A 25,937-nucleotide genomic window follows, 5' to 3' on the forward strand; every position below is an offset into this window, starting at 1 on the left:
ATTAGCCGCAAGTTTGAAACGCCGCCATTTATGCTATATTGCGCACCAACTTAAGAACCCAGGAACGAACTATGGCTACATTTGGTACTGTTTTTATGCCTGAAATGGCACTAACAACCTTTGCGGACTCCAACTGGAGTAAACCTGAGATTGTTACGTCCGATAGCATAAATCTGCACCCGGGTGCGCATGTGTTGCACTACGCAAGCACTTGCTTTGAAGGCCTTAAAGCCTTTAAACATGAAGACGGTTCAGTCAATATTTTCCGCATGGATCGCAATATTGCGCGCATGGCGCAAAGTAGCCGACTGCTGCACTTGCCGACCATCGACGAGCCCATGCTGGAAGCTATGATTGTGGACATGGTTCGCCGTTATCTGGATGAGATTCCACTACCACCAGGCTCCATGTACATCCGCCCTACTCATCTTGGTACTGAAGCATCCATTGGTAAGGCCGCAGCGCCTAGCGCCAGCTCTATGCTGTATGTATTGCTGTCGCCGGTGGGTAACTATTTTGCCGGTGGCGACAAATGCCTACGCTTGTTATTGGAACAAGACACCAGCCGCTGTGCAGCGCACATGGGTATGGTTAAAAGTGGCGGTAATTACGCCAGCGCCTTGCAACCTATTCTAAAAGCACGCGCTGAAGTACAAGCTGATCAGGTACTGTTTTGTCCAAACGGTGACGTACAAGAAACTGGTGCTGCCAACTTCCTGTTAATTGATGGCGATGAAATCATTACCAAAGCACTGGATTCAACCTTCTTGCACGGTATTACCCGCGACTCCATTCTGACCATTGCACGTGATATGGGTATGAAAGTATCTGAACGTGAGCTGAGCATTGATGAACTGCTGGAACGTGCCAGTAAACCAGGCACAGAAGCGGCACTGTCAGGTACAGCTGCAGTATTGGCCCCGGTTGGAACGCTCATTCACAATGGCAAAGAACACACTATTGGTAGTGGCGACGTGGGCAGTACAACTCTGAAACTTCGTGAAGCGCTGAACGCTATTCAGTGGGGCAAAGCGGAAGACACGCGCGGCTGGTTGCAGCGCGTATAAAGCACCAAGGCCCGCCAGCAGGCAGTGAAATCAGGCAGATAGAGGCCCCGATGGTAATGCCATATCTAAAACAGGTATGTTGCTTTCCATGTTGTACCTCGGTTAGAACGCTTAGTCACCTGGTGGCATAACCACCCACTTGGGATCTTCAAATTCACCCAATGGGCGAATGTCGCAAATTGGGGCTGCCCTGCTAATAATGTCTTGCACCTTCTGATTATGCTCTTCTTCCATGTCATCTCGGTGAGCCTTGCTTTCCCAACTCGCAATAGCAATAAGTGCATTGGGGTCACCAATTTTTTGATGCAATTCAGTGCCACGGGCGCCCGGTGCCTGTTGAATTATTTCACTAGCACGAACCCAGGCATCCGCGTATTCCTCGGCGCTATGACCCGGTTTTATACGAACCTCAAACATATACTTCACTTGTTCGTTCCTCCTTCAGCCAGTTAGTAACAGCATAGAAGAGCAATTCCACCTTTAACAGGAACATAAGCAGCGACGCTGTCGTTTACATGTGTTAATTATGTTAAATTGATGGTAATCATCTGTAATACAAAGCGAATAAACTATGTCACTGCCCTTTTCTCAGGCCTGCGAGAACAATAAAAACCCTATTTTACCAGTACTTACAACTGCATTTGCAGACTGTACTCAGGTACTTGAAGTTGGCAGCGGCACTGGTCAACATGCCGTTCATTTTGCTCACAACTTGTCGCACTTGTGCTGGCAAGCAAGTGATCAAAACGATTATCTGCATGGATTGCAGGCGCGCATAAAAGCAGAAGGTATTGCAGGGCAACCACTAGCAGTGGAGTTTAATGTATTTAATCAAGCGCCCGACGGCGGGTACGATGCACTGTTTACCGCGAACACCTGCCATATTATGCCGACGGAAGGTGTTCAGCGCCTATTTCAGCACTTAGGGGATACTTTGCGTGGCGTAAAGAAAGTATGCATTTATGGCCCGTTTAACTACGCCGGCAACTTTACCAGTGACAGCAATAAAGCCTTTGATGAATTACTGAGAACTCGCGAACCTGACATGGGAATTCGGGACATTGAATGGATAATTAGTTTGGCACAAGCACAAGGTTTTAAACTGGTGAACGATCACGATATGCCTGCGAATAACCGTTTATTGGAATTTTCTCGTTAACATAAAAAAGCAGCGCTATATGCGCTGCTTTTCACTTTTGATGTTTACTGACCTGATAGAAAGAAATTACAGGTCAAAACGATCCAGTTGCATTACTTTGGTCCAGACGCTTACGAAGTCATTTACAAACTTCTCTTCCACGCCATTTACCGCATACACTTCAGCTACTGCACGCAGTTCTGAGTTGGAACCAAACACCAAGTCTACCGGTGTTGCCGTCCACTGCAGTTCGCCACTGTTGCGATCGCGGCCTTCATAAATACCGTCGGCGTTGTCTGCTTTTGACCATTTAGTACCCATGTCCAGCAAGTTAACGAAGTAATCGTTGCTTAAGGTACCAGGCTTATCGGTAAATACGCCATGGTCTGCACCACCCACGTTGGCATCCAGCGCACGCAAACCACCAACCAACACTGTCATTTCTGGCACGGTTAAGGTTAACAGGTTCGCTTTATCTACCAGCATTTCGGCAGGTGAGCGCGTATTCGCGTCCGCATCAAAAAAGTTGCGGAAGCCGTCAGCTTTTGGCTCAAGTACAGCAAATGATTCAACATCTGTGTGCTCAGCCGAGGCATCCATACGACCTGGCTCAAACGGTACTGTCACTGAATGACCAGCGTCTTTCGCTGCTTTTTCAATGGCCGCTGCACCAGCTAGTACAATCACATCAGCCAGTGACACACGCTTGTCACCGCGTTGGCCGTCATTGAATTCCTGCTGAACCTTTTCCAGCGCAGCTAGTACTTTGCTTACTTCAGCTGGATTGTTCACTTCCCAGTCTTTCTGCGGAGCTAAACGCAAACGTGCACCGTTGGCACCACCACGCATATCGGTACCACGATAGCTTGATGCTGAAGCCCAGGCAGTACGCACTAACTCAGGAACGCTCAGGTTGGTATCCAGAATGTCAGCTTTCAACTGTTTGATGTCGTCGGCATTTACCAATTCATGGTCAACTTCTGGAATCGGATCCTGCCACATCAGGGCTTCTTCCGGCACGTTGTCACCAATGTAACGAGCACGTGGGCCCATGTCACGGTGAGTCAACTTAAACCAGGCTTTGGCAAACGCCAGTTCAAAGTCTTCCGGGTTTTCCATAAAGCGCTTTGAAATTTCACGATACGCCGGATCTTCTTTTAATGATAAATCCGTAGTGAACATGATTGGGGCATGACGCTTAGAGTCATCAAACGCATCTGGTACTAAGTTTGACGCCTGGCCATCAACCGGAATCCACTGTACCGCACCTGCCGGGCTACGAGTTTGTTCCCACTCAAAGGCAAACAAGTTGGTCAGATACTGCATGCTCCACTGCGTTGGAGTTGCAGTCCAAGCACCTTCTAAGCCGCTGGTGATGGTGTCTTCGGCATTACCCTTACCACATTTATTTTTCCAGCCTAAGCCTTGTTCTTCCACACCAGCTGCCGCAGGTGCTTCTTCCAAACAATCAGCTTTAGCAGCACCGTGTGCTTTACCGAAGGTGTGACCACCGGCAATCAGAGCAACGGTTTCTTCGTCGTTCATAGCCATTCGACCGAAGGTTTCACGAATATCGTGAGCGGCTGCAATTGGATCGTGGTTGCCGTTCGGGCCTTCCGGGTTTACATAAATCAAACCCATTTGTACGGCCGCTAATGGCTTCTCAAGCTTGCGCTCAGAACCGCCGTGATAACGTTTGTCGTCAGCCAGAAATTCGTTCTCAGAACCCCAGTAAACTAAATCTGGTTCCCAGTCGTCGGCACGACCACCAGCGAAACCATAGGTTTTAAAGCCCATAGATTCCATGGCAACGTTACCGGTAAGTACCATTAAGTCAGCCCATGACAAGGCATTGCCGTACTTCTGCTTAATTGGCCACAGTAAGCGACGAGCTTTGTCCAAGTTTACGTTATCTGGCCAGCTGTTCAAAGGTTCGAAACGTTGCTGACCACCGCCTGCACCGCCGCGACCGTCATGCATACGGTAAGTACCGGCACTATGCCAGGCCATGCGAATGAAGAACGGACCATAATGACCGTAGTCAGCCGGCCACCAGTCTTGCGAACTGGTCATCAAAGCTTCAATTTCTTCTTTCAGCTTATCTTGATCAATGGTTTTAAATGCTTCGGCATAATCAAAATCTTCACCCAAAGGATTTGATTCAACACCGTGTTGGCGCAATGGCTCAAGGTTTAATTGATCCGGCCACCAGAACTGGTTTGATTTTGCCTCACCGGCTGCAAACGCAGGAGCAGGCTGAGTTCCAAGAGAAACAGCCAGAGCCAGCGCGGAGAGAACAGGAAGAGTCTTTTTCAACATTGTAGTTAGCCTTTGTTAGTTAAATGTTTAGACCACAGATTTAGCAAGCTAACTATAGACCGTTTTAATCAATTTAAAAGACCGCAGTCAATTGAAAAAACAGATTAGGTTAATCGAATATCTGACCTTTCCTATTTAATATTTACTCTTTCCTTGCAAACCTTAATGATAATAATTATCATCCAATACATTAATTAAGTGACATATTCCACCTAATTTTCGGAGACACTATGCCGTTTTATCTGACCCGCCTTGCCGTTGCTATTAGTTCTGTAGTTAGCTTAAGTGCTCTGCCAGCTGTTGCTCAAAGTGAAACTTCTGAGCCTACCGACGCAGAAAAGATTGAACGTATTAAGGTGACTTCTTCGCAGGTGACTTTGAATGACGAATATCCGGGTGGGCAAGTTGCGCGCGGTGGCCGGGCTGGTATTTTGGGCAACCTGGACATGATGGACTCCCCTTTCAGTGCCACCAACTTTACCGCAGAGCTGATTCGCGAACAGCAGTCAGAAAGCGTTGCCGATGTACTGCAAAATGATCCCGTAGTACGTGTTGCGAAAGGCTTTGGTAATTTTCAGGAACTCTATGTTATCCGTGGCTTCCCGGTTTACTCTGATGACATGACTTATAACGGTTTATACGGCATTTTACCGCGCCAATACGTCACCGCTGAATTCTTAGAGCGCGTAGAAGTATTCCGTGGCGCTAACGCTTTCTTAAACGGTGCAGCACCTGGTGGCAGTGGCTTAGGTGGCTCCGTAAACGTAGTACCTAAGCGCGCGGGCGATGAGCCACTAGCGCGGCTAACCACAGGTTATGAGAATCAAGGCCACTGGTACGGTAGTGCCGACTTGTCACGTCGTTTTGGTGACGAAGAAGAAAGCACTGGGGTACGGGTAAATCTGGCTCAACGTGACGGCGAAATGGCTATTGATAACCAAGACCGTTCGCTGTCCATGGCTTCCGTGAATGTTGATTACGATAGTGACAACTTCCGCCTGGCTGCCGATTTAGGCTTTCAGGATCACCAAGTAGACGCCCCTCGCCCAACGGTGACACCTTTAGGTGCGATTCCTGAAGCACCTGAAGCCGACATTAACTTTGCCCAGAACTGGACTTACAGTGACGAGCGTCAGGTATTCGGTGCCGTGCGCGCTGAGTTTGATCTTAGCGACAGCACTTCAACCTGGGCCGCCGTTGGCTTCCGCTCAGGCGAAGAAGAAAACGTGTTGGCTAACCCCAGCGCAGACGCCAATGGCGACACTACCGCTTATCGCTTTGATAACACCCGTGAAGACAATATCCGGTCCTACGAAATTGGTGCTAGCAGCGAATTACAAACTGGCTCCGTTGGACATCGGTTTATTGCTTCTGCATCCGCATTCTCAATGGATTCCAAAAACGCTTACGCATTTTCAGATTTCGCCGGTTTTGAAGGTAACTTATATGCGCCTTATACCGCAGAACAGCCAGCAGCTGACTTTTTTATCGGCGGTGACTTAGCTAACCCGCTGGTTACCGAAAGCATTGATATGTCCAGCTTCGCCATTGCCGATACCATGTCGTTTAATAACGACCTGGTGTTACTGACCCTGGGCGTGCGGTATCAGAATATTGAACTGACTAGCTTTGATTACAATACTGGTGATCGCTTGTCGGGTTACGACAAGTCACAACTGACTCCGGTTGCCGGTGTGGTGGTGAAACCTTCGGATTCAGTGTCGTTTTATGCCAACTACATTGAAGGTTTAGTTCCCGGCGAAGTAGCACCGGCCTCCAGCGGCGGTACACCTATTGAAAACGCTGGTGAAGTATTCGACCCCTATCAGACCGAGCAATATGAAATTGGCGTGAAATATGACGCTGAGCGCTTCGGCGGTACCTTAAGTGCCTTCTCTACCAGCAAACCAACCAGTCTGGTGCGTGATAATCGCTTTACCGTAGAAGGTGAACAGCAGAACCAGGGGCTGGAGTTAACAGTATTTGGCATGCCGGCTGACAATCTGCGGCTGTTGGGTGGTTTAACCTGGTTAGATGCTGAGCAAAACAAAACTCAGGGCGGTTTTTTTGATGGTAATACCGCTATCGGGGTTCCAGACCTGCAGCTCAACCTGAATGGTGAATGGGCGTTGACAGCCGTGCCGGGCCTAACGCTGGACGCCCGTGCTATTTACACCTCAGAGCAATACGCAGATTCAGCCAACACGTTGGAAGTGGAATCGTCACAGCGCTTTGACTTAGGTGCTCGTTACGTGACTTTTGTTGCCGGCACTGAAGTGACCTTGCGCGCCCGGGTGGAAAACCTGCTGGATGACAACTACTGGGCTTCAGTAGGCGGCTTCCCAGGTTCGAATTACCTGATGCTAAGCGAGCCGCGTACCTTTAAACTGTCTGCCTCGTTTAACTTTTAAGGACAGGCCTGATGGTTTTATCACTGCTTGCCTTTCTTTGTAGTGCGGTAGGAATAACTATTCTTTATCGCGCCTGGCAACGAAAAATTCGCAACTATCACGGCGTCGCTTTATGCGGCGCCTGGTTTTTAGTGGCGCTTTCCGTTTACCTTTGGAGTATCGCCCACGGGCCGGAGTTCGGCGTTTGCTATGCGTTCATTACCATAGCCCTGCAAAGCTGGGCGCTGATTGCCTTAACGCGGGATAAACGCGTTAAAGAGAATCGCACTCCGCAGTTACCACAACAACCGCTGGCATTAACAAACGCACTTCAGGCTTTACCGAAACAAGCGTTAGTATTGATAACCGCAGTGCCTCTGGCGGGCGCAAGCGCCATGCTGTTTACCGTAGTAACCACCTCGTTGTTACCCTGGCAAAGCGTCAACATAGTTGCGCTTGGTATATACACCATGCCGGTAATTTGGGGCCTGGCCGCTTACTGGGCCTGTGCCGACAGCAAGCTCTGGCGTCCAGCCCTTACTTTTGCAATTATTAGCGCTGTAGCTGCGCTAATTATTTACCGCTAACCAACAAGTTAAACACTATGAAATTATCTGTTTCCCCAGCACTCAGTAAACGCTCATTAAAAAGCCATTCCTGGCTTGGCTTGTTGGTATCCGTGCTTATGTTTTTGGTGTGTTTTTCCGGCACTGTGGCCGTGTTTAGCCAGGAAATTCAGCGCTGGGAACAACCTTTTGTGTATGAGTCGCTGGATTACCAGGCCAGCACTATTCAAACCGCTTATGAAACCCTGCTAAACGAGCATCCTGAGCAGCTTTCCGACCACATCATTATTCGGCTACCCACACCGGACTTACCGCGTACCAGCATTACCACCGATCATCAAAGCTGGTTTATTAATGAAGACGGTTCACTGGGCGCCATTAAGTCGCAGCCATTTACAGACTTTATTGCAACGCTGCACGAAGCCCTGCACTTGCCGGAAACCTACGGGCTGGTATTAGTGAGCTTAATGGGTGCCTTACTTAGTGCATTGATTATTTCAGGCGTTATGGCGCACCGGCGGATCTTTAAAGACGCCTTTAGTTTTCGTGGCAAAAGCAATCCACAGGCACGTGAAATCGACCTACATAACCGCTTAAGCGTATGGGGTTTGCCCTTCCACCTAATGATTGCGCTAACCGGCGCCTATTTCGGACTGGCCAGCTACCTAACCGGTTTCTATTCCGACGCCTTATATGATTCTGACCCTATGGCACTGTTTGCCGACTTGTACGGTGATATTCCGCAACTGACCGATCAGCCGTTAGTGCTAGACATTCCGCGCGCTATGGAGCAACTAAAAGAAGTGTCCCCTGGCACCCAACCCGTATTTATTACCGTAGAAGAAGTGGGAACCGAGTCGCAATATATGCTGATTGGCTCACAGCATATGGACAAGCTCATTTACTCGGAGCAGTACCGCTTTGATGCCAGCGGCAACTATATGAATAAAGTTGGTTACGCCGATGGTGAACCCGGTCAGGGAGCGGTTTTCTCGGTATATAGACTCCATTTTGGTCACTTTGGCAGCGAGTTCGTGAAAGTTCTATACGGACTGCTAGGCTTAGCCCTAACCGTGATATGCGTTAGTGGTATAAATTTATGGCTGCAAAAACGCGGCAAGCGTGATGCGCTCAATAACCTCTGGCTAGGTATTGTGTGGGGCAGTCCGGCAGCTTTGGCTGCAGCAGGTGTTGCTCAAATCGGCCTGCAAGTGTCAGCTACTCCGGTATTTTGGCTGGGAATATTAGCGGCTATGGCTTACGCACAATGGCGTAATGCGCATGCTCAGGTTCGCTCGCAATTGATTGGCCTGACGATACTAGCCTTGGTTAGTTTAGTACTGGTACATCTGTTCCGCTTCGGCGCCAGTGCGTTAGAGCCAATATCTATACTGGTAAACAGCTGCTTGCTGGGTGTTGCCCTACTACTTATTTGGTACTGGCAAAAAACAGGCGCTACTGATGCTTAATCAGTAGCGCCTTGTTAGTCGCTGCAGCTATGTTCTAATTGATTACAGCGAACGACCCATTAATTCAATTTCAGCAGCAACACCGTAAATCTCACTCGCGTCGCCCTCTAACTTGCCACTTGGCGTGGTAGTTGGCCACATTGGCAGTAAGTCGCGAATAAGCTGGCTGGCCTGGGCAAGCTCAGTTTCTGCCTGGGCTTTCTGTTCTGGCGACAAGCTATCTAAACGCGTCAGCACAATTTCGGTAAAACCCAGCGCATCCTGATATTCATGCACGTTAGACACTTCACCTTCTTTAATACCAATAGCGTATTCTTCCGCCGCAGTAGAGAGCATGGAAGCAACACTCAATAGCATGTCGCTGGCAGTCATAGATTCTATGGGTTCGTTCTTGCTAATGGCTTGCTTAAGCGTTTCATAGTTAGCCATCACCACATCGCTGTCGGCGTCGTTGTTTACGCTGTTAGCCAGTGCACTTAACGGCTCTGCAAAACCCGGCAAGTTACGTGCAGCAAAGGCCCCTTCCAAACCACTATAAAGCTCATCACCCGGATGCTTCATGTGGGTTTTCGCCATGGCTAAATGGCCTTGCTCATATAGCTTCATACCTACCCATAAATGGCCACGAATAAGACCAAGTTGCGCCAGATACTCTTGGTTATTGGTGCGCAGATCAATGCTTGCATCAACCATTTCGGCTTCGCCTGCGGCTTGCATAGCTACCATTTGTACCGTTTGGGGAGCTACCGGTAACGCGTGTGCGTTGGCCATGCCTAAAGTAGTAGCCATAGTAGTGGCTAGCAGTGCCGGCGACTGTTGCCAAAGCTTACGTTTCTCAATCATAATGTACCTCGTTGTGAGTTGCCGAAACCACGACCTTTTCCACAAGGGTCTGGTTCATTTTCTTAGGTTACTATATAGTACATATAAATGATAACCATTCTCAACTAAATGATACAAGTTTATGCTTATTCATCTGTCTCAAGTTATTGATGCCCCTACCGTTGCCGCCCTTCGCAAGCGTTTAGACAACGCGCAGTTCCGTGACGGTAAATTAAGTGCCGGCTATGCTGCAAAAGGCGTAAAGCAAAACCAGCAAAGTGAAGGTGACGACCTAAGCCAGCACGTCGTTAGCTTGATACAAGAACGTTTGTTAAAACACCCGGTTTGGGTGCAAGCGGCACAACCAAAACACTTTGGTCGCTGTATGCTGAATCGTTATGGCGTGAGTGATCATTATGGCTGGCATGTGGACGATGCCTGGATGCAGGGCATACGCACGGACTTATCATTTACAGTCAGTTTGAGTGCGCTGTCAGAATACGACGGCGGCGCGATGGCTATTCAGGACACCAGCGGCGAACGTAGCTGGCGGTTAGACACCGGTGACGTGCTGCTCTACCCCAGTCATTATTTGCATCAGGTAGAAGCTGTAACCCGCGGTGAACGCGTGGCTATGGTCGGTTGGTTACAAAGCTTAGTGCGTGACCCGGGCAAGCGCGAACTGCTATTTGAACTTAGCCAGGCGCTGGAACACGAATTCGCGCAGCAACAGAAATCAGCGCAGTTTGATCGTTTGAGCAAGGTTTACCAGAATCTGCAACGGCAGTGGCTGGAGTAACAGCCACCCTTCAAAATCACCTTGAGAACAAGCGATCCTTCATACGACGATTAGCAGTTCTGAGTTTAGCGCCAAAAGTGTTTTTCTTGTAACGCCCTTTTTCTTCGTGCCGAATGACTGAAACTTCTTTTATTTTAAGCGGTTTGCCATGAGTGCCTAAAATCCAACGAAAAGCGCGGTCCTCATAGGTTTTCACCCAGCGCTCTTGCGGCTGCTGGTAGCACCTTACACCTTCACAATAGCCGTATTTACGGGCCACATCACCAGCCACAATTTGTACTGCACCGGTGGCTTTTTCAAAGGTATGCATTTTAAATTTGCAGGTTTCAAGTACAGATAAATCAACACCATCGTCGCAATCTTTATTTAAGATGGAATCGTTCTTACACAGTAGCGCCGTTCTGCTTACCTTCTTCGGAAATACCAGTATTGAGCGTTCGCCGGAGAGTTGCTCAAACAACGATGGAAAGGTGTCAGGACCAAAAATAACATCGCAATCGGTAAACCAAATCCAATCAGCTTGGGTTGCCTTTGCTGCTTTATTACGACCAATAGCTCGGCGTAATAATTGTTCTTTCGACAAGGGGGTAAAATTCCATTCCACGTTAGCTATCTGCATTTGGCGATAATGCTCAATTAACTCCACCGTCTTCCTGTCGTCTTCACAATAAAAACCAGTAAACACCACTTTAAATTCAGTGGGCGGGTAATTAACCAAGGACTGCAACTGAAACACAAATAAATGCGAGTACTGCCAGCAATGAGCCACAATTTCGACCATTTCCGGCGGTTTCGGCTTTGTTTGTAGAAAACTCTTTGGGGGGGCATGATAAAACCAGCGGGCGGGAAGATAACCTGAGGCGGCAAATCGAAGTAAGAATTCGCTACTTGCATCCACCATTCTTGTTAAGCTCATATTTTTGACCTTGTTGTTATTCTTTTTTTAGGGTTTTATATGAATCCTGCACAACCCTAAAACAAAGCGTTTCATCTATAAAGTGAAAAATTCGCTTTTACTGATTTTAATAACCGAGAGCCACAACTAACCTATGTCGATTATTGCCAACATAAAGTATCTCTGGCTTAGAAAGTACAAATCCATTGCTGGGATATACCTTAAGAAAACAGCCCAGCAGCGCGTAGAAAAATTGTGGCAAGAGCGCAAGAACCTGCTTAACCGAACCTCTAACCAACTCAATCAGCCACTGATGATAAATCTGACATCGTTTCCGGCGCGTTTTGAAACATTACACCTGACGTTAAAGTCACTCTTATTACAGAACACTAACTTTGACCGCTTAAACCTGTGGTTGTTCGAACCTGACATAAATAAACTTCCCCAGCAGGTTTTAGAACTCCAAAACTATGGCTTGTCGGTTATGCCAGTACCAACCGACACCCGCTCCTATAAAAAGCTAATTCCGGCTTTAAATGAATTCCCCAACGCCTTTCACGTAACCGCTGACGATGATATTTACTATCGCGAAAATTGGCTGCACGCACTCACCAGCGAATATCAGGGTAACGACAACGAAATTCTGTGCTGGCGCGCCCATAGAATTAAAAAAGATAAGAAAACCAATCAAGTACTGCCCTATCGCAAATGGGAACCCAAAACCGAAGTTCGCGGGCCGGATCCTTTATTGTTCTTCACTAGCGGCGCAGGAGTGTTATTTCCGCCGGGAAGCCTTGGCGAACAAGCGAAAGATCAAACACTTGCTACCAAACTAGCGCCTTATGCTGACGATTTATGGTGGTACACCATGGCACGAGTGAATAACTGTAGTATTCGCCGCGTTGGTAATAATCCGAAGTTAATTACCTGGAAAGGCAGTAAGGGTGAGTCACTGTGGACTTTTAACAAGCAAGAAAGCGGCGGCAATGATCAGCAGCTAGCTCAATTGAACGCACATTTTAATATTTTCACGGATGGGAAATAACATGTCGCCTCACCTATTGGTGAGGCTCGCATTTTAGTAGTGGAAAATGAAGCTAGCGTTTAAACGGATATAGCATTAGCTTTAAAAAACTGTGCACCGGCACGCCTTTCGTATCGTGCAAGCCAACACTTGCAGGGGACTCATTCGGCCGTAAGTAGAAAGTGCCAAATACATGATCCCAAATCATCAGCACATTGCCGTAGTTATTATCGGCCTCGCTGAGCTTGGTGGAATGGTGCCAGCGATGCACTTCGTTCGTACTAAAAATGTAGTTTAACGGCCCGAACTTAAACGCCACATTGGCATGCTGGAATACCGATACCACCCCCGCCAAACCTGAATAGCCCAACACCACCTCTTGCGGCACACCAATCAACAGTAATACAAAAATGCTAGCCAAATAGTGCCATGAAATATTAATGGGGTGCGAGCGATAGGCATTCATCCAGTAGATACGCGATGCGCTGTGATGCACCAGATGAAAACGCCACAACACCTGAAAATGATGCGAAATCCGATGTAAGCAATAGCCACCAAATTCAGCAATCACTGCCGCCATAAATAGTTGTGTTACAAAGAACAAGTCGGTTGGAAACAGAATGGCTTCGGGCGACTCAAACAGCCACACCACCAACACCACAGCCAGCAAGTTACCAACGTTTTTTAGTGCTGGGAATACCACGCCCATAGTAGAAAATAAGGTGAGGATATCGATTTTCCGATCACTGCCAATACGCCTCTTCCAGTCCTGGGAAAACGGCATCCAGTGCTCACACAGCATGACCACAAAAATGGCCGTTAAAAAAGCTATAAACTGCGCCGCTTCCATGGGAAAGTCGGACTTAGCCGCCCAGTCTAAAAAGGCTAAACAGGCAAGAATAGCTAAGGGATAAACAGCGACCTGCGCCAACCAGATACCAGAACTGGTTTTTACTACTGAAGTTGACATAACACCCTCCACAAGGCCTTTGATTCAACATCAGTGAGACGCGGGAGGGTTAATTCGGATGCAGGTTTACCTGCCGGGTCGAAGAGTTAATTAAACTCTATTGGTACTTGTACTGATATACCTCCACAATCTCCGTCGCCGTAGCTAACCGTTAATGCGTGCGTTTCCTGGTCATGTAATTTAGTGACGAACCACACTGTAGTTTTACCCTGATATTCAAACGGCTCTACCAGTGAGAAGAAGTTCGGCTCATCAAAGCCACCTAGAGCCACTGCAACCAAATCGAGCGGCATCTCTTCAATCGCGTCAGGCAAAGATACATAAATACTATGAGCCCCGTCTTTCTGCTGTTCGATAACCACTTCAAATAAGTGAGCATATTGTTCGTTCCATACAGCGAACTTTTCTTTTGGAATAATACATACCGCATGAGAAAAAGAGCTGACGAAAAACAGTAAAATCAAATAACGCATGTACAATCCTCTAGTAAACTCGCTTTCAAAACGATTACATGAGCACTGAATTAAATAATAAAGCTGGCATAAAGAAGCTAAACGAGAGAGCCGCTGAACCTGTTATAAATAGCGCCAAACAGCAAAACGCTGCTTGAGTGATAAACACTGAGGGTTTGGTGGATGCACTTTGTTTAAATGAGAAATAAGCCAGTAAAACGCGACTTTCCAGCTGGCTGTATTTGGCTTCGAACCAAGCTATTGCAGGCTTTAAATAGATGAGTAAAAAAGCGAAAGCTACCTCAATACCACCAAACTGAATGAGCAGAGCAAATTCCGGAGCTAGTACTGCGATAGTGAGTATCAAAAATCCGAAAAAAATCTTCTTAAGTAGAGATAAATCTTCCCAGTTTTTCATATAAATCCTTTTTGCACGCCATTAATCCTGCGTGCGATCCTTTAACATGGTTTTAACTTTTGAAACTACATGAGTGGAGCTTATTTGTACAGAGTCAAAACTAATGACACGGCACCATATTCAAGCTTCCACATAATGTATGATAACTATAAATAGTCTGCGGGGGTTTTCGTGAGCGCATTACTACTATTAAAAACACTTGGGCTTTTTATTATCACGGCAATAGCCGAAATAGTTGGATGCTACTTGCCGTACCTTTGGCTGGTGCGCGGACATTCAGCCTGGTTAGTGGTGCCTGCTGCAGTGAGTCTTGGATTATTTGCCTATCTGCTAACCTTGCACCCTGCCGAAAGTGGACGTGTGTACGCGGCTTACGGTGGTATTTATGTGCTAACCGCATTAATCTGGCTACGGGTGGTAGATAAATCCCCGCTGTCTCTATATGACCTTATTGGTGCTGCTTTTGTACTAACGGGAATGGTGATTATCGCTTATGGCTGGAAATAAATTTAGAGTAAAATCATGAAATATCTAATGATTCTATTATTTTTTGTACCCTTTTATATTCATGCAACCGACCCCGGTCAATTCACTGAAGTTACGCTGGAGAATTTCGAACGTCTTGGTTGGTCAGTGACTATTGAGGAAGGCAACGATGGTTCAGATTTGCAGTATGGATTTCTCAAGTTTCCTGCCAAAATCTCAGAAGAATATAGGGTAGTGGGTGTGCAGTTTTTCTTAAATGACTTTGCCGGAAACCCCCTATCTATGTCTTCTAGCAACGCAAAGATCAATGATGACACGCCAGAGCTAATTTTTGCTTATAATTCCTCAAATTCAGATGCTGGCGCGTGCATTCAGTACGGTATTGCTCGAGAAGAAGAAACATTCGATATCCGAAATTACTGTATACGATCGTTTGAACCATTTTATCTGAATCAATCCCAGTGAACTTTATACCCTGACCTTTTAAGGAACTGTTTTGAAAGCCATTTTACTTGCCATGCTGCTAATCCCTTTCACCACGCTCGCTGCCGAAAGAGGTTTTGTTGAAGTTGGTGAATTTGAACTCGAGTACGAGATTGCCGGACAAGGGCACCACACGGTGCTGCTGGAAGCTGGGGCTGGTGGCGGTATTACTGAGTGGGATTCGGTATTTGATGGCATTGCTGAAAATGCCAGAGTGATTCGCTATTCACGAGTTGGCAATGGCAACTCCACGCAAGTGAAACGCCACTTTACCTCTGTCGACTATGCCAACCATACTCATGAGTTATTAACCAAACTGAACATTGAAGAGCCGGTTATTCTGGTGGCGCACTCTTATGGTGGAAGTATCGCTCGTGATTTTGCGGCGGCTTACCCAACTAAGGTAAAAGCTCTATTAATGCTGGACCCTTCCTCAGAACACGATGTAGATGTTCTGCGGGCCATAAATCTTGAGCAGGCCAATAAAGAGATCGCTCAGATTAAACTGGACGATATGGCCAATGGCATGTCGAATAACTACCTGGATTTTTGGAGTAAGCGGCCCCTGCCTGACTATCCGCAAATTAAAGATATTCCAGTAACTGTAATTGCGTCAGTGAAGACCATGGAAAATCCACCGAATTTATTTTTTACTGACCGGGGCCGCCAGCTTTGGGGCGAACACTGGCAGCATTGGGCTGAAGCGTTTCCACAAGGTAAAGCCGTGTTAACCACCAACAGTGGTCACTTTGTTCAAGTTGACGAACCCGAATTGGTTTTACAAGAGCTTGCGATCCTATTGCAGCAGGCCAGCGTAAGTGAGTAAAAGCACTTAATGGGTCTGTTTATGCACTTTACCGAATCAGAACAATCACGCATTATTGAAATGGCATGGGAAGATCGCACGCCCTTTGAGGCCATTGAAGAGCAATTCGGTTTAGACGAAAAGCATGTAATAAAATTTATGCGAGCGCAGCTCAAGCCCGGCAGCTTTCGGCTCTGGCGTGAGCGCGTAACAGGCCGCAACACCAAACATAAAAAGCTGCGTCCTGAAGGCGTTTCTCGCGGTTATTGCCCCACTCAGTACAAGCAGCGTTAACAACGAATCAAAGGAATGAACAGTGCCAACTCTTATTTTACCCTCGGCTGACTACCAGCAGAGTTATATTAATTACATTCAAGAGTTGGGCAACGAAGAACGTTACCCTTTTCCGCTAGACTTTGATCACAGCGACTTTGCCGCCTTACTAAAGCGAATTCATAACTTCAGTCAGGGGTTGAATATTCCTGATGGTTTTGTGCAGAGTTCAACTTACTGGTTGGTTGAAGACGATGAAATTATCGGCTGCACCAATATTCGCTATCGTTTAAACAGCCAGATAGAACACTGCGGTGGCCATATAGGTTTAGGTATTCGCCCATCGTATCGTGGTAAAGGCTTAGGTAATAAATTGCTTGAATTAAGCATCGATAAAGCTAGAGCCTTTGGCATTAAAACCATTCATATTCATTGTCATACCCATAACGCCGCTTCGCGCCGCATGATTGAGTCATGCGGCGGCCAGCTTCATTCTTGTATTGAAGTGGATGACGAACAAATTAGCCGTTATACAATCGCAAGCGACCCGCTATAATCGCTCACGCTAACAACTCATAAAATGGACTTTACTTCTAAATGAAACGCATCCTAGTAGCCGCAACGCTTACCTATACCTGCCTATTTTTAAGCGGGTGCTCCCTGGTTAACTATTTAGTAAACGACGCCAATCAGGTGCAACGTATTGTGCCGGAGTCAGGTGGCAGTCAAAAAGCAGCCGACGGCCGCTATGAGAACTTATTTCCAAAACTAACCGACTACCCGGTTACCTGCGAAGAAGATTGCTATCCGGCGCACCCCGACGTTGTTTGCGAAGCTACTGCCGAGAACTGCCGTTACCAGGGTGACTCCCCTAATCTTGCGGCTGATGCCGGCTTTCAAATTCATTGGCTTGGTCACGCTACGTTTTTAATTACCACAGCAAATGGCCAGCAATTCTTATTTGATCCTGTGAGTGAACAATTTGATTTCCCCATTAACTGGGCACACTCATTATCAGGCGGCATCACTCGCACAGCACCACAGTGGCCAGCTGTTGAGCAATTAAAAAACGTTGATGCGGTACTGTATTCTCACCTGCACTATGACCACTTTAATAAGGCTGATATTAAGCGCCTGGGCGAAAATCCAAAGTACTTTGTCCATCTTGATACCGCCGATTACCTGCCAACTGCGGGGCTTAGCCTGTTCGAAATGGACTGGTTTACTACGCAAAAGCTTGGCGACACTCTGGTTCACGCGGTGCCTGCGCACCATTTTAACAGCCGTTACTGGGTGCCGTTCTTGTATAGCGACGAAGAAGCAGCTCTCTGGGGTGGTTGGATACTTGAACACAATGGCAAAAAAGTGTTTTTCGCGGGAGATACCGGCTATTCAGAACACTTTAAAGAAATTAATGAACAGCATGGTGACATTGACGTGTGTTTATTACCAATAGCGTCCTACCATCATGAAACCAGTGGAAAGTGGTATCGCTACGTTCATACCACCCCTGAAGATGCTCTGGTTGCCGCCAAAGATCTGAACTGTGGCGTTATGATCCCCTGGGGTTACGGCAACGCCAGTTGGCAAATGGGCGACCGCTCGTCGCACTCACCGTTATTGCGGCTGTTAAAAATGCACCCAGAAGTGAACGGCGACCTGCCTATGGTAATTCTGAACGAAGGTGAACAAATCGCGCTTTAATTGCTGTAAAAAAAGCCCCGACATTCGCCGGGGCTAAAACCTATCCAGGGAGTGGAAAGGGAAAGTCAATTATCTGTAACCCGCTGCGTCAGTTCGCCTAATTGCGGTGAGAGCGATTTAGAAGTATTGCTGTACTGGTCAAACTCTATGCTGGTGTAAACCAGCGCAGCAATGCTAATTGCAATAGAAATACTGCCGGTAATACTTAGCCATTTCGCCACATTGGGGTCGCGTTGTTGCGTACGCAGGTAATGCATTCGCATTCCACCAGCAACCAAAGCCGTTAGCATTAGCCCAAACAGCGCATAAATAAGCTTCACCGTCAGGCCGGAAAAGTTTCCGAAGTGCAGCGGATCGGCTGTATCCGCAATGCGTGCTACTAACCCTAAATCAGCAGCATACTGAGTAGACACAACCTCCCCTGTAATCGGATCTAAATACACTCGGTTAGCGCGGTCTCTCACCAGAATTGAATCATTCTGACCTACCAATGACATTGGCTGGTTGTAGCCGTGCGGATAATAGAATCCGGTAATATCCATATCTGGTCGCGCGGCTCTGGCCTTTGCAACTAACTCAGTAACTGGCAATGCGCGTTGGCTTTGCTGTGGCTCTGAATGCTGCACTGTGGGCGATGCCGGATAATGATCCAAGTCAAAATCAAACATCATTCGTTCAATCAAATACCACAAGCCGGTAAAGGCCATCAGCGCAACAAACCACCAGGTCCATAGGCCTATCCATTTATGCCAACCAGACCAGTCGATACGCTTTTTCCAACTTAGTTTGCCGGGGTTGTTGAGAAACCCGCGCCACCATTTGCGATACACATAAAAGCTAGAAACCAGCGAAATAATGAGCAATAAACTGGTAAGCGTAACTATATACTTGCCCACGCTGCCCATGGAAAGGTACATATGAATGTTACGCAAAAACCGCGAAAGCTGACCCCAACCACCCTCGCCTAGCAAGGTTCCGGTGGCAGGATCAAAGTAAACGAAACGAAAGCCCTGAGGTGTCATTAACCGAACTTCACCCGCCAAGTAGTCTTGCGCATGAACCCCGCCACCCAGAATATGGCTGTCGGCATATTCACTCACCAGATTTGACTCTAACTGAGCCCAGTTAACCGGACCATTGCGATCTGACAGCGCGCGGTACTTTTCGTCGCTTAGGTACTGAATTTCGTAGCTAACGGTGGCCAAAACGCCAGTGGCACAAATGAGCAGCAGAAGCCCCGCAAACGCAAAGCCTGCCCAGGAATGCAATGTAAACCACTGGCGATTGGTCATGGACTACTCCTTAGAAGCTATATTTCACAGAAGCGTATACACGACGCGGCTCACCCGGGAAATGGCCGGTACGACTTAAGAAACCGCTGGAGGCATATTCTTTGTCGAACAAGTTCTTAATGTTCAGCTGGAACAACCAATCTTTATTAATTTTGGTCTGCCAACTCACATCAAAAACTGTATATGGTTTCACTTTTTGGCCGGAGAAGCTGATTTGCTCGCTCACATAATCCATGCCACCGCTGATAGATGAGTTAATGGCTGCCAAATCATAACGCGTCCACAACCCAAACTGATGCAACGGCGCATTCACAAAGCGGTCACCCACCGCATTAGTAATGCCCTGACCCGGAGCTGTTTCTACTACCCGAGCATCGTTGTAGGCATAGTTGGCATTAAGCACCCACTGGTCGGTTAAGTCACCCAGCACGTCAATTTCAAAACCGCGGCTTCTAACTTTGCCCACGTTACCTAAAATAGTGCGGCCATCATCTGAAATTTGGTCGGTTGCCTGTAAGATATTCTCACGGTTAATTTCATACACCGCAGTATTCACACGAATGGCGTCGTCAATAAATGACCAGCGCGCACCCAGCTCGGCAATGTCAGATTGCTCGGGCTCAAATGGGCCACCAACTTCAGGGTCCTGGCTACCTGCTGATTGTGGCGAGAAGCCTGTACCATAAAGTGCATAGGCACGTACCCAGTTGGCAAACTCATAGGTACCACCTACGCGGTAGGTCAAATCGCCGTCATCAAATTGCGTAGTTCCGGATTCGTCTTTGAACTGGTCATAACGCAAACCAACCAGAATATTGGCTTTGTCATTAAAGGTAATTTGGTCCTGCAGATAAAAACCATCACGCTGCGCTTCGGATTCACGCGGAGTTACCGCAGCTAAGTCAGTAGAATATGGACCAGAAGTTAGCCCGTAAACGGGATTCACAATTTCTAAGTAAGGCACTTCATCGGGGTTCGCATTGTTACCAATAAAGGTATTTTCCGAGGTGTAGGTTTCAGCACCCATTAGCAAGGTGTGGTCCAGACGCCCGATCATGACTTCACCAACCAAGTTGGCAGTTACGCTAGTGGCCTGGTTTTCACGATACTGATTGCGGAATTGGCGCGCGCTGTAAACAGCATCAGCAGGATCGGTTACCGGGTTGTAGTCGGCATCAACCAAGCCGCGTGGTTCGTGATAGTTCTGACGCTCAGTGTTGTCATAATGACGAACCGTTACATCGCCACGCCAATTCAGTGAGAAATCATGGTTAATACGAGCCTGATACACGCTGGCATCTAAGGTTTGAAAATCGGTCGCTTCGTTGTGGTTCCACTCACGGTCGGTCACAAAGTTCCCGTTATTATCAACCGGCACACCACGCAAACGAGCCCCCTGGTAGTCTTGCGTATAATCAGTTAACTGCAAAATAACTTCGGTAGTGTTACCAATATCAAAGGCATAGCCTAAATCCAGAATTTTATTAGTTTGCTCAGTGTTATAGCGGAACGGCTGCTCGTTGTCGTAGTAGTAAGCTGCACGATAACGTTGCGATGCGTCCTCATTTATAGGTCCACTTAATTCAATCGAGCCTTGCTTGTAATCGTAGTTACCCAAACCTAGCTCAATAGAACGGTCGGCTACAGCCGTTGGCTTTTTGGTTACGTAGTTAATAATACCGCCGGGCTGACCGCTACCGAACATAGCTCCACTTGGGCCTTTTAATACCTGAATTTGGCCAATATTGAATAGCTGAGGTACCGCGAAACCGTTAAAGGGGTCACCACGAACACCGTCATATAAAATCTCGTCCTGACGGAACCCACGGAAAGTAACACCAGAATAACTAAAGGAGTTAACCCCACTAATACTGCGGTACAGATCAGTTATTTGCCGGGCAGCCTGATCATTAATTAACTCTTCGGTTAATACCTGAACGCTCTGCGGGATCTCTTCAATGGGAGTTGCTGTTCGTGTGGCAACGCTCGTTTCATTTTGGCGGTACAAGGTTTGCGCGCGCCCTTTAATGTTAATTCGCTCAATGGTGTCTTGGGCGCTTTTCTCTTGATTATTGCTAGTAGATTCAGCCACTTGAGCTAACACAGGCGTGCTAGTAATACCGGCCAAAGTTAGTGCGAGAAAACACTTAGTGAACTTCATTTTTTTATCCCCCTATGAATTGTGCGAGGGATCTTAAATGAGAACGATTCGCATTACAATATTAATAAACGGATCTTTATCGAGAAAATACAGGCTGGTTTTTTTCGCTTATATGGTTTAGCCTGACCCAGATGTTATAAAAACATTAAATCATGCAAAGGAGTGACTGATGAGTTTTAACGCAACGCTAGTTGGACAGTTTCTGGCAGTTTTCGCCCTGATTATGGGCGCATTGACCTATTATCTCGGTAGAAGAAAAACCAATACCCCAATCATTGCTGGTGTGCTTGGTGCCCTGCTCTCGCTGATGCCATTATTAGGCTTAATTTATGCCGCCGCATTGGTATTAAAATCAGATGTGAAGCAAAGTTGAGCCCGAAGGCTCAACTTTTGTTGTAAGCAGAATAGAATTAAAACTCCAGACAAATCTTACCGAAGTGTTTGCCTGCTTCTTCATAACGAAAAGCGTCAGCCAGCTCTTCCAGTTTGAAAGTTTTATCAATTACCGGCTTAACGCCGTTGCTTTCCAGAGCTCGCACTAAGTCTTGCTGGTTCTCGCGACTACCTACAATCAGCCCCTGTAACCGCGCTTGCTTGGCCATTAACTTGGTGGTTGGGATTTTGCCTTCGTTGCCGGTTAATACGCCAATTAACGCAATATGACCTGCAATAGCCACAGCGTTAATAGACTGCGGTAAAGTACCCGGCCCACCTACTTCAATCACGTGATCAACACCACGGCCGTTAGTTAATTTGCGAACTGTTTTACCCCACTCAGGATCGTCTTTATAGTTGATCACATGGTCAGCACCCAGTTCCTTGTACCGCTCCAGCTTTTTATTCGAAGACGAGGTCGCAAACACAGTTGCCCCCAGACTTTTAGCTAACTGGCAGGCAAATACCGATACGCCACCACTACCCAACACCAACACTGTGTTACCTGGCTTAATGTTGCCGTCCACCACGAGTGCTCGCCATGCGGTAAGGCCTGCTGTGGTTAAGGTTGCCGATTCGGCGTGGCTATAGCCGTTTGGCTGATGGGTGAAGAATCGAGTTGGACGCACAACCGCTTCGCGCGCATAGCCATCAATTCCATCGCCTGGCGTTGAGCGGAAATCACCCACCGCAGCAGCACCACGTTGCCAGTCGGGAAAGAAGGTTGATACCACGTTGTCGCCTACCGCGAACTCGTCAACACCCTCGCCTACGGCTTCCACTACGCCGGCACCATCGGACATTGGAATGCGCCCGTCTTCGGTTGGAATAAACCCGGCAGCAACACCGTAATCATGGAAGTTAAGTGAACTGGCTTTAATTTTAACGCGAATTTCACCCGGGCTGGGTTTACCCGGATCATCGATTTCCGTTACTTGAATGTTGTCCAGGCCAAATGGTTCTTTCAACCGTAGCGCTTTAATCTTGTTCGCCATACTTATAATCCTCTAGTTTAAGACTGTACAGATTAGTAGTAGTAAGCCTAGGTGATTAGATCAAACTGCGCCTACATTAATAAAAACAGCTGATTATGTTCAATACAAAGCGCGTGATTAACCGCCAAAATTGCATATACAAGTAAAGCGACTAAGCTTGTGTGAGTAGTCCTTTAATAAGGATCGGCCACATTTCTACCCAGATGCACGTTTCCATAAGCTTAAAAAAGTGCCGCATGGCGCTTCTTTTAATAAGCTTACTGCCAGTTATCCCCCTCTCGCCAGCTCTAGCTAACGAAGGTACCTCTGCGCCTCCCAGCAAGGTAATTTTCGGTGGAGACTCGTCATATCCCCCATTCGAGTGGCTTAATAGAGGTATACCAGCAGGCTTTAATGTTGACTTGGCTCGTCAGGTGAGTCAGGTAGGAGGTGCCGCTGTTCAGCACAAACTTGGTTCCTGGAGTGAAATGGAACTGGCACTGAGAAACGGCGAGATAGATATTCTTCCGATGTTCATATCAGAACAGCGGCAGCAAGAGTTTCAATTTACGACACCCTTTTTTGTGGTGAGCCATGCTATTTACGGAACTGATAATCAGCCTGCTGTAGGTGGTATTGAATATGTCGTGGGTAAGAGTGTGGCTATGGAAGAGCTGTCGTTCGCACATAAACAGCTAATCACTGAAAACCTCGAAGTGAATTTAGTTTTAGTTTCCAACGCTCTTGAAGCACTTGAAGCAGTAACTGCAGGCACTGCTGATTTCGCGCTATTAACCGAGTCCACGGCAGATCTCCTTATCGACGTTCATGAACTACCTTTATCACGCGCTAGCCCGCCATTTTGGCCACGTGACTATGCCTTCGCGGTAAGAAAAGCGGACAACAAGCTGCACGCATGGCTACAAGAGTCACTAAACTCAGTATTCACCTCCGGCGATTATCAAGAGATTTATGAAAAATGGGAACCTGATATAAACTCGGGTGATTATTATACCGTTCAAGTGCCGTTTTATATTGGTTATACAGCTATAGCGGCAATTCTATTAATGACTACGTTTTTACTATGGTCATGGATTTTACAACGACGGCTGCGGTGTAAAACCGCCCATCTTAATCTTGCATTATCTCGCGCGAAGCAATCGAAACTTGAAGCTAAGTTTCTGGCCGAACATGAAACTGAGACAGGACTGCCACGCCCCCATCACTTTTGTCAGCTAGTGGATGACGCGATAAAAAGTAAGCCGACCAACTGCGAATTATTGATTTTTAAACTCGTTTATCTAAACGAAGTTCGCGGCACATTAGGGCAGTCTTATTCCAAAGATCTAATTACATTTATTACTTCATTACTTGATGCAAAAATAACTGGGCCCTGTTGCTATTATGGACGCGGTATTTTTGCAGTTTTTTCCGATAGTCCTGAAATAAAAGAGTTTTTCCGGCTGCTGTCCGTTAATCAGGCAGAAGAGCTCCCCTATTCGAAATACGTGGCTGGTTCTGCTAGTTTCCCTGATCACGGAACCAATAGCGACACCCTTCTTTCGAATGCAGATTCTGCGCTTTCGGTAGCGTTAACGAATCATAAAGACTGGGTTCTTTATGATTGTGCTATGGCACCCGACCCAAGACATCAGGAAATTATTGCAGCCTTCAGAGGTGGCTCACTCAAAGGTATGCATGCTGTTTTTCAGGCTCAGGTAGATATTGAAAGTGAAGAAATAATAGGTGCAGAAGCTTTGGTGCGGTGGCAACATCCTACACTCGGCTTTCTTACCCCTGACATTTTTATTCCGCTCGTTGAGAAATTGGGATTTGTATCTCAAGTAACCGCGCTGATGATTGATGAAGCTATGCGTATCGCTGCAAAATTACGCCGGGAAAATCGACCAATGACCTTAAGTGTGAATGTTTCTGCTCTTGATCTTGCTGGCTCCAACTTTGTAAGTACGCTTAAAAAGACAGTAAAACGCCATAAAGGCCAGTTCTGTGATTTAAAACTGGAACTAACTGAAACCAGCTTCTCTAATGAAAGTGAGCGTATTAGCGAGGTATTGCAGCAGTTGAAAGACCTTGGAGTAAAAGTTTCGATTGATGATTTCGGAACAGGTTATTCCTCATTAGCCTATCTCAGTATGTTTCCAATTCAAGAATTGAAAATTGACCGTTCGTTTGTCTCAAATATGCTTAAAAACATAAAGAACTGCAACATTATAAAATCTACATTAGTACTCGCTGATCACCTCAATCTTAAGACCGTAGCCGAAGGTGTAGAAGATGAGAAAACCCTGGAGCTACTGCGCGAGCTTGGATGCGATTGCGCACAGGGTTACTTTATTTCAAAACCACTTCCGGAAGCGGATTTCCTTAGCTTTCTTGGAAGATACATGGCTACTTAATTTAACTTTCGTTAGTTAGTTAAGCATTTTGAATATTGTTTTATGTGTAGTCGTAACAGCCAAGTTATTGTCAGGGAAAGCCGATAATCTTTTATTAGTAAGTACTTATACGGTTATATGGAACGCTGTTATTCCTTTCGCCGGATTTATTTACTTCGCTTATTTATATTTCAAAAATTCAAGAAAAATGACAACAGCATAAGTCTGGATGTCGCCAATTTAAATCAGCAGATTTAATTCAAACAGTAGCTTACGCGCACTTTGTCGACTGTCTATTATCAGCAGTAATTCGATTCTATATTCTGTGCTATGAACTTTGTAAAATACCACATTGTGTTCATCCAAAGCCCACTGACGATACTCCGTCAAACCTAAGTCAAATAATCGTTCGCTAACTGGCGCTAGCTCAGGGTTTTCAGTCAGCTCTTGTTCGATGCGACGTTTGATATCTAACGATGTGTTCAGTGCGAATTCAGAAGAGTTACTTCGAGCTAAAAATGCCCTAAATCGCTGCAAAGACAACTTGAATAATGGAGATGCAACTACCCTATATTTTTTCTTTGCGACGGTGGCCATAG

The 25,937-nt window shown here is 46.8% G+C and carries 26 protein-coding genes; 15 read left to right on the plus strand and 11 right to left on the minus strand.

The window, feature by feature from the left end:
* Positions 1 to 38: 38 nt before the first annotated feature.
* Positions 39 to 1,067: a branched-chain amino acid aminotransferase gene (locus CCE91_RS07500; RefSeq protein WP_268802164.1), complete on the plus strand. Its 1,029-nt coding sequence runs from the start codon at positions 39 to 41 to the stop codon at positions 1,065 to 1,067.
* Positions 1,068 to 1,178: 111 nt separating this feature from the next.
* Here CCE91_RS07500 and CCE91_RS07505 read toward each other — a convergent pair whose 3' ends face one another.
* On the minus strand, positions 1,179 to 1,484 hold the full coding sequence (locus CCE91_RS07505; RefSeq protein ID WP_234996304.1) for an antibiotic biosynthesis monooxygenase family protein: 306 nt from the start codon (positions 1,482 to 1,484) through the stop codon (positions 1,179 to 1,181).
* Between the two features lie 154 nt (positions 1,485 to 1,638).
* Here CCE91_RS07505 and CCE91_RS07510 point away from each other — a divergent pair, with 154 nt between their 5' ends.
* The gene (locus CCE91_RS07510) at positions 1,639 to 2,226 is read left to right on the plus strand and encodes a DUF938 domain-containing protein (protein ID WP_086434574.1); all 588 of its coding nucleotides are present in this window, start codon (positions 1,639 to 1,641) and stop codon (positions 2,224 to 2,226) included.
* A gap of 66 nt (positions 2,227 to 2,292) precedes the next feature.
* On the opposite strand, the gene katG is transcribed toward CCE91_RS07510, so the two are convergent.
* Positions 2,293 to 4,524, minus strand: coding sequence for a catalase/peroxidase HPI (katG, locus tag CCE91_RS07515; protein ID WP_086434575.1), 2,232 nt, complete (start codon positions 4,522 to 4,524; stop codon positions 2,293 to 2,295).
* A 230-nt stretch (positions 4,525 to 4,754) separates the two neighbouring features.
* On the opposite strand from katG, the gene CCE91_RS07520 reads away from it, so the two are divergent.
* The 3 genes from CCE91_RS07520 to CCE91_RS07530 are packed head-to-tail and all read left to right on the plus strand — an operon-like array spanning position 4,755 to position 8,949.
* Positions 4,755 to 6,935 carry a TonB-dependent receptor gene (locus CCE91_RS07520; RefSeq protein ID WP_086434576.1) on the plus strand — a complete coding sequence of 727 codons (2,181 nt, stop codon included), beginning with the start codon at positions 4,755 to 4,757 and terminating at the stop codon, positions 6,933 to 6,935.
* A gap of 11 nt (positions 6,936 to 6,946) precedes the next feature.
* Positions 6,947 to 7,501 carry a hypothetical protein gene (locus CCE91_RS07525; protein WP_086434577.1) on the plus strand — a complete coding sequence of 185 codons (555 nt, stop codon included), beginning with the start codon at positions 6,947 to 6,949 and terminating at the stop codon, positions 7,499 to 7,501.
* 17 nt (positions 7,502 to 7,518) lie between these two features.
* The gene (locus CCE91_RS07530) at positions 7,519 to 8,949 is read left to right on the plus strand and encodes a PepSY-associated TM helix domain-containing protein (RefSeq protein WP_086434578.1); all 1,431 of its coding nucleotides are present in this window, start codon (positions 7,519 to 7,521) and stop codon (positions 8,947 to 8,949) included.
* A gap of 42 nt (positions 8,950 to 8,991) precedes the next feature.
* On the opposite strand, the gene CCE91_RS07535 is transcribed toward CCE91_RS07530, so the two are convergent.
* On the minus strand, positions 8,992 to 9,792 hold the full coding sequence (locus tag CCE91_RS07535; protein ID WP_086434579.1) for a hypothetical protein: 801 nt from the start codon (positions 9,790 to 9,792) through the stop codon (positions 8,992 to 8,994).
* A 121-nt stretch (positions 9,793 to 9,913) separates the two neighbouring features.
* On the opposite strand from CCE91_RS07535, the gene CCE91_RS07540 reads away from it, so the two are divergent.
* Positions 9,914 to 10,570 (plus strand): Fe2+-dependent dioxygenase, encoded by a 657-nt coding sequence (locus CCE91_RS07540; protein ID WP_086434580.1) that lies wholly within the window; start codon positions 9,914 to 9,916, stop codon positions 10,568 to 10,570.
* Between the two features lie 16 nt (positions 10,571 to 10,586).
* On the opposite strand, the gene CCE91_RS07545 is transcribed toward CCE91_RS07540, so the two are convergent.
* Positions 10,587 to 11,486 (minus strand): glycosyltransferase, encoded by a 900-nt coding sequence (locus CCE91_RS07545; RefSeq protein WP_086434581.1) that lies wholly within the window; start codon positions 11,484 to 11,486, stop codon positions 10,587 to 10,589.
* Positions 11,487 to 11,778: 292 nt separating this feature from the next.
* Here CCE91_RS07545 and CCE91_RS07550 point away from each other — a divergent pair, with 292 nt between their 5' ends.
* Positions 11,779 to 12,510 (plus strand): hypothetical protein, encoded by a 732-nt coding sequence (locus CCE91_RS07550; RefSeq protein WP_126797133.1) that lies wholly within the window; start codon positions 11,779 to 11,781, stop codon positions 12,508 to 12,510.
* Positions 12,511 to 12,562: 52 nt separating this feature from the next.
* On the opposite strand, the gene CCE91_RS07555 is transcribed toward CCE91_RS07550, so the two are convergent.
* From CCE91_RS07555 to CCE91_RS07565, 3 genes are all read right to left on the minus strand, one after another.
* Positions 12,563 to 13,459, minus strand: a complete 897-nt coding sequence (locus tag CCE91_RS07555; RefSeq protein ID WP_086434583.1) for a sterol desaturase family protein — start codon at positions 13,457 to 13,459, stop codon at positions 12,563 to 12,565.
* 86 nt (positions 13,460 to 13,545) lie between these two features.
* Positions 13,546 to 13,932, minus strand: coding sequence for a hypothetical protein (locus tag CCE91_RS07560; protein ID WP_086434584.1), 387 nt, complete (start codon positions 13,930 to 13,932; stop codon positions 13,546 to 13,548).
* A gap of 34 nt (positions 13,933 to 13,966) precedes the next feature.
* Complete coding sequence (locus CCE91_RS07565; protein ID WP_086434585.1) at positions 13,967 to 14,329, minus strand: hypothetical protein; 363 nt, start codon at positions 14,327 to 14,329, stop codon at positions 13,967 to 13,969.
* A 171-nt stretch (positions 14,330 to 14,500) separates the two neighbouring features.
* On the opposite strand from CCE91_RS07565, the gene CCE91_RS07570 reads away from it, so the two are divergent.
* Genes CCE91_RS07570 through CCE91_RS07595 form a run of 6 tightly spaced genes read left to right on the plus strand, consistent with a single transcriptional unit; the run spans position 14,501 to position 18,080 of the window.
* Positions 14,501 to 14,836, plus strand: coding sequence for a YnfA family protein (locus CCE91_RS07570; protein ID WP_086434586.1), 336 nt, complete (start codon positions 14,501 to 14,503; stop codon positions 14,834 to 14,836).
* 15 nt (positions 14,837 to 14,851) lie between these two features.
* Positions 14,852 to 15,280, plus strand: a complete 429-nt coding sequence (locus tag CCE91_RS07575) for a hypothetical protein (RefSeq protein WP_086434587.1) — start codon at positions 14,852 to 14,854, stop codon at positions 15,278 to 15,280.
* A 31-nt stretch (positions 15,281 to 15,311) separates the two neighbouring features.
* Positions 15,312 to 16,124, plus strand: coding sequence for an alpha/beta fold hydrolase (locus CCE91_RS07580; RefSeq protein WP_234996281.1), 813 nt, complete (start codon positions 15,312 to 15,314; stop codon positions 16,122 to 16,124).
* A gap of 21 nt (positions 16,125 to 16,145) precedes the next feature.
* Positions 16,146 to 16,397, plus strand: a complete 252-nt coding sequence (locus tag CCE91_RS07585; protein WP_086434887.1) for a TIGR03643 family protein — start codon at positions 16,146 to 16,148, stop codon at positions 16,395 to 16,397.
* 22 nt (positions 16,398 to 16,419) lie between these two features.
* Positions 16,420 to 16,932 carry a GNAT family N-acetyltransferase gene (locus CCE91_RS07590; RefSeq protein ID WP_086434588.1) on the plus strand — a complete coding sequence of 171 codons (513 nt, stop codon included), beginning with the start codon at positions 16,420 to 16,422 and terminating at the stop codon, positions 16,930 to 16,932.
* 41 nt (positions 16,933 to 16,973) lie between these two features.
* Entirely contained in the window at positions 16,974 to 18,080 is a 1,107-nt protein-coding gene (locus CCE91_RS07595) for an MBL fold metallo-hydrolase (RefSeq protein ID WP_086434589.1), read from the plus strand.
* A 65-nt stretch (positions 18,081 to 18,145) separates the two neighbouring features.
* Here CCE91_RS07595 and CCE91_RS07600 read toward each other — a convergent pair whose 3' ends face one another.
* Together CCE91_RS07600 and CCE91_RS07605 are read right to left on the minus strand one after the other, a co-directional pair.
* The gene (locus CCE91_RS07600; RefSeq protein WP_086434590.1) at positions 18,146 to 19,372 is read right to left on the minus strand and encodes a PepSY-associated TM helix domain-containing protein; all 1,227 of its coding nucleotides are present in this window, start codon (positions 19,370 to 19,372) and stop codon (positions 18,146 to 18,148) included.
* Positions 19,373 to 19,382: 10 nt separating this feature from the next.
* Complete coding sequence (locus CCE91_RS07605; protein ID WP_086434591.1) at positions 19,383 to 21,533, minus strand: TonB-dependent siderophore receptor; 2,151 nt, start codon at positions 21,531 to 21,533, stop codon at positions 19,383 to 19,385.
* A gap of 169 nt (positions 21,534 to 21,702) precedes the next feature.
* On the opposite strand from CCE91_RS07605, the gene CCE91_RS07610 reads away from it, so the two are divergent.
* Entirely contained in the window at positions 21,703 to 21,906 is a 204-nt protein-coding gene (locus CCE91_RS07610; protein ID WP_086434592.1) for a hypothetical protein, read from the plus strand.
* Between the two features lie 37 nt (positions 21,907 to 21,943).
* On the opposite strand, the gene CCE91_RS07615 is transcribed toward CCE91_RS07610, so the two are convergent.
* Positions 21,944 to 22,963, minus strand: coding sequence for a zinc-dependent alcohol dehydrogenase family protein (locus tag CCE91_RS07615; protein ID WP_086434593.1), 1,020 nt, complete (start codon positions 22,961 to 22,963; stop codon positions 21,944 to 21,946).
* 236 nt (positions 22,964 to 23,199) lie between these two features.
* On the opposite strand from CCE91_RS07615, the gene CCE91_RS07620 reads away from it, so the two are divergent.
* Complete coding sequence (locus CCE91_RS07620; protein WP_159454938.1) at positions 23,200 to 25,359, plus strand: EAL domain-containing protein; 2,160 nt, start codon at positions 23,200 to 23,202, stop codon at positions 25,357 to 25,359.
* Positions 25,360 to 25,578: 219 nt separating this feature from the next.
* Here the strand turns inward: CCE91_RS07620 and CCE91_RS07625 are convergent, their stop codons facing one another.
* Positions 25,579 to 25,935, minus strand: coding sequence for a hypothetical protein (locus CCE91_RS07625; protein WP_086434888.1), 357 nt, complete (start codon positions 25,933 to 25,935; stop codon positions 25,579 to 25,581).
* Positions 25,936 to 25,937 lie beyond the last annotated feature (2 nt).

This window comes from Pseudidiomarina planktonica (genome assembly GCF_900177775.1).
Lineage (GTDB): Bacteria > Pseudomonadota > Gammaproteobacteria > Enterobacterales > Alteromonadaceae > Pseudidiomarina > Pseudidiomarina planktonica.

Coding starts and splice junctions, on each gene's coding strand:
- CCE91_RS07505 (WP_234996304.1), bottom strand. CDS start 1,484: ATGTTTGAGGTTCGTATAAAACCGGGTCATAGCGCCGAGGAATACGCG.
- CCE91_RS07510 (WP_086434574.1), top strand. CDS start 1,639: ATGTCACTGCCCTTTTCTCAGGCCTGCGAGAACAATAAAAACCCTATT.
- katG (WP_086434575.1), bottom strand. CDS start 4,524: ATGTTGAAAAAGACTCTTCCTGTTCTCTCCGCGCTGGCTCTGGCTGTT.
- CCE91_RS07520 (WP_086434576.1), top strand. CDS start 4,755: ATGCCGTTTTATCTGACCCGCCTTGCCGTTGCTATTAGTTCTGTAGTT.
- CCE91_RS07525 (WP_086434577.1), top strand. CDS start 6,947: ATGGTTTTATCACTGCTTGCCTTTCTTTGTAGTGCGGTAGGAATAACT.
- CCE91_RS07530 (WP_086434578.1), top strand. CDS start 7,519: ATGAAATTATCTGTTTCCCCAGCACTCAGTAAACGCTCATTAAAAAGC.
- CCE91_RS07535 (WP_086434579.1), bottom strand. CDS start 9,792: ATGATTGAGAAACGTAAGCTTTGGCAACAGTCGCCGGCACTGCTAGCC.
- CCE91_RS07540 (WP_086434580.1), top strand. CDS start 9,914: ATGCTTATTCATCTGTCTCAAGTTATTGATGCCCCTACCGTTGCCGCC.
- CCE91_RS07545 (WP_086434581.1), bottom strand. CDS start 11,486: ATGAGCTTAACAAGAATGGTGGATGCAAGTAGCGAATTCTTACTTCGA.
- CCE91_RS07550 (WP_126797133.1), top strand. CDS start 11,779: ATGATAAATCTGACATCGTTTCCGGCGCGTTTTGAAACATTACACCTG.
- CCE91_RS07555 (WP_086434583.1), bottom strand. CDS start 13,459: ATGTCAACTTCAGTAGTAAAAACCAGTTCTGGTATCTGGTTGGCGCAG.
- CCE91_RS07560 (WP_086434584.1), bottom strand. CDS start 13,932: ATGCGTTATTTGATTTTACTGTTTTTCGTCAGCTCTTTTTCTCATGCG.
- CCE91_RS07565 (WP_086434585.1), bottom strand. CDS start 14,329: ATGAAAAACTGGGAAGATTTATCTCTACTTAAGAAGATTTTTTTCGGA.
- CCE91_RS07575 (WP_086434587.1), top strand. CDS start 14,852: ATGAAATATCTAATGATTCTATTATTTTTTGTACCCTTTTATATTCAT.
- CCE91_RS07585 (WP_086434887.1), top strand. CDS start 16,146: ATGCACTTTACCGAATCAGAACAATCACGCATTATTGAAATGGCATGG.
- CCE91_RS07595 (WP_086434589.1), top strand. CDS start 16,974: ATGAAACGCATCCTAGTAGCCGCAACGCTTACCTATACCTGCCTATTT.
- CCE91_RS07600 (WP_086434590.1), bottom strand. CDS start 19,372: ATGACCAATCGCCAGTGGTTTACATTGCATTCCTGGGCAGGCTTTGCG.
- CCE91_RS07605 (WP_086434591.1), bottom strand. CDS start 21,533: ATGAAGTTCACTAAGTGTTTTCTCGCACTAACTTTGGCCGGTATTACT.
- CCE91_RS07610 (WP_086434592.1), top strand. CDS start 21,703: ATGAGTTTTAACGCAACGCTAGTTGGACAGTTTCTGGCAGTTTTCGCC.
- CCE91_RS07615 (WP_086434593.1), bottom strand. CDS start 22,963: ATGGCGAACAAGATTAAAGCGCTACGGTTGAAAGAACCATTTGGCCTG.
- CCE91_RS07620 (WP_159454938.1), top strand. CDS start 23,200: ATGGCGCTTCTTTTAATAAGCTTACTGCCAGTTATCCCCCTCTCGCCA.
- CCE91_RS07625 (WP_086434888.1), bottom strand. CDS start 25,935: ATGGCCACCGTCGCAAAGAAAAAATATAGGGTAGTTGCATCTCCATTA.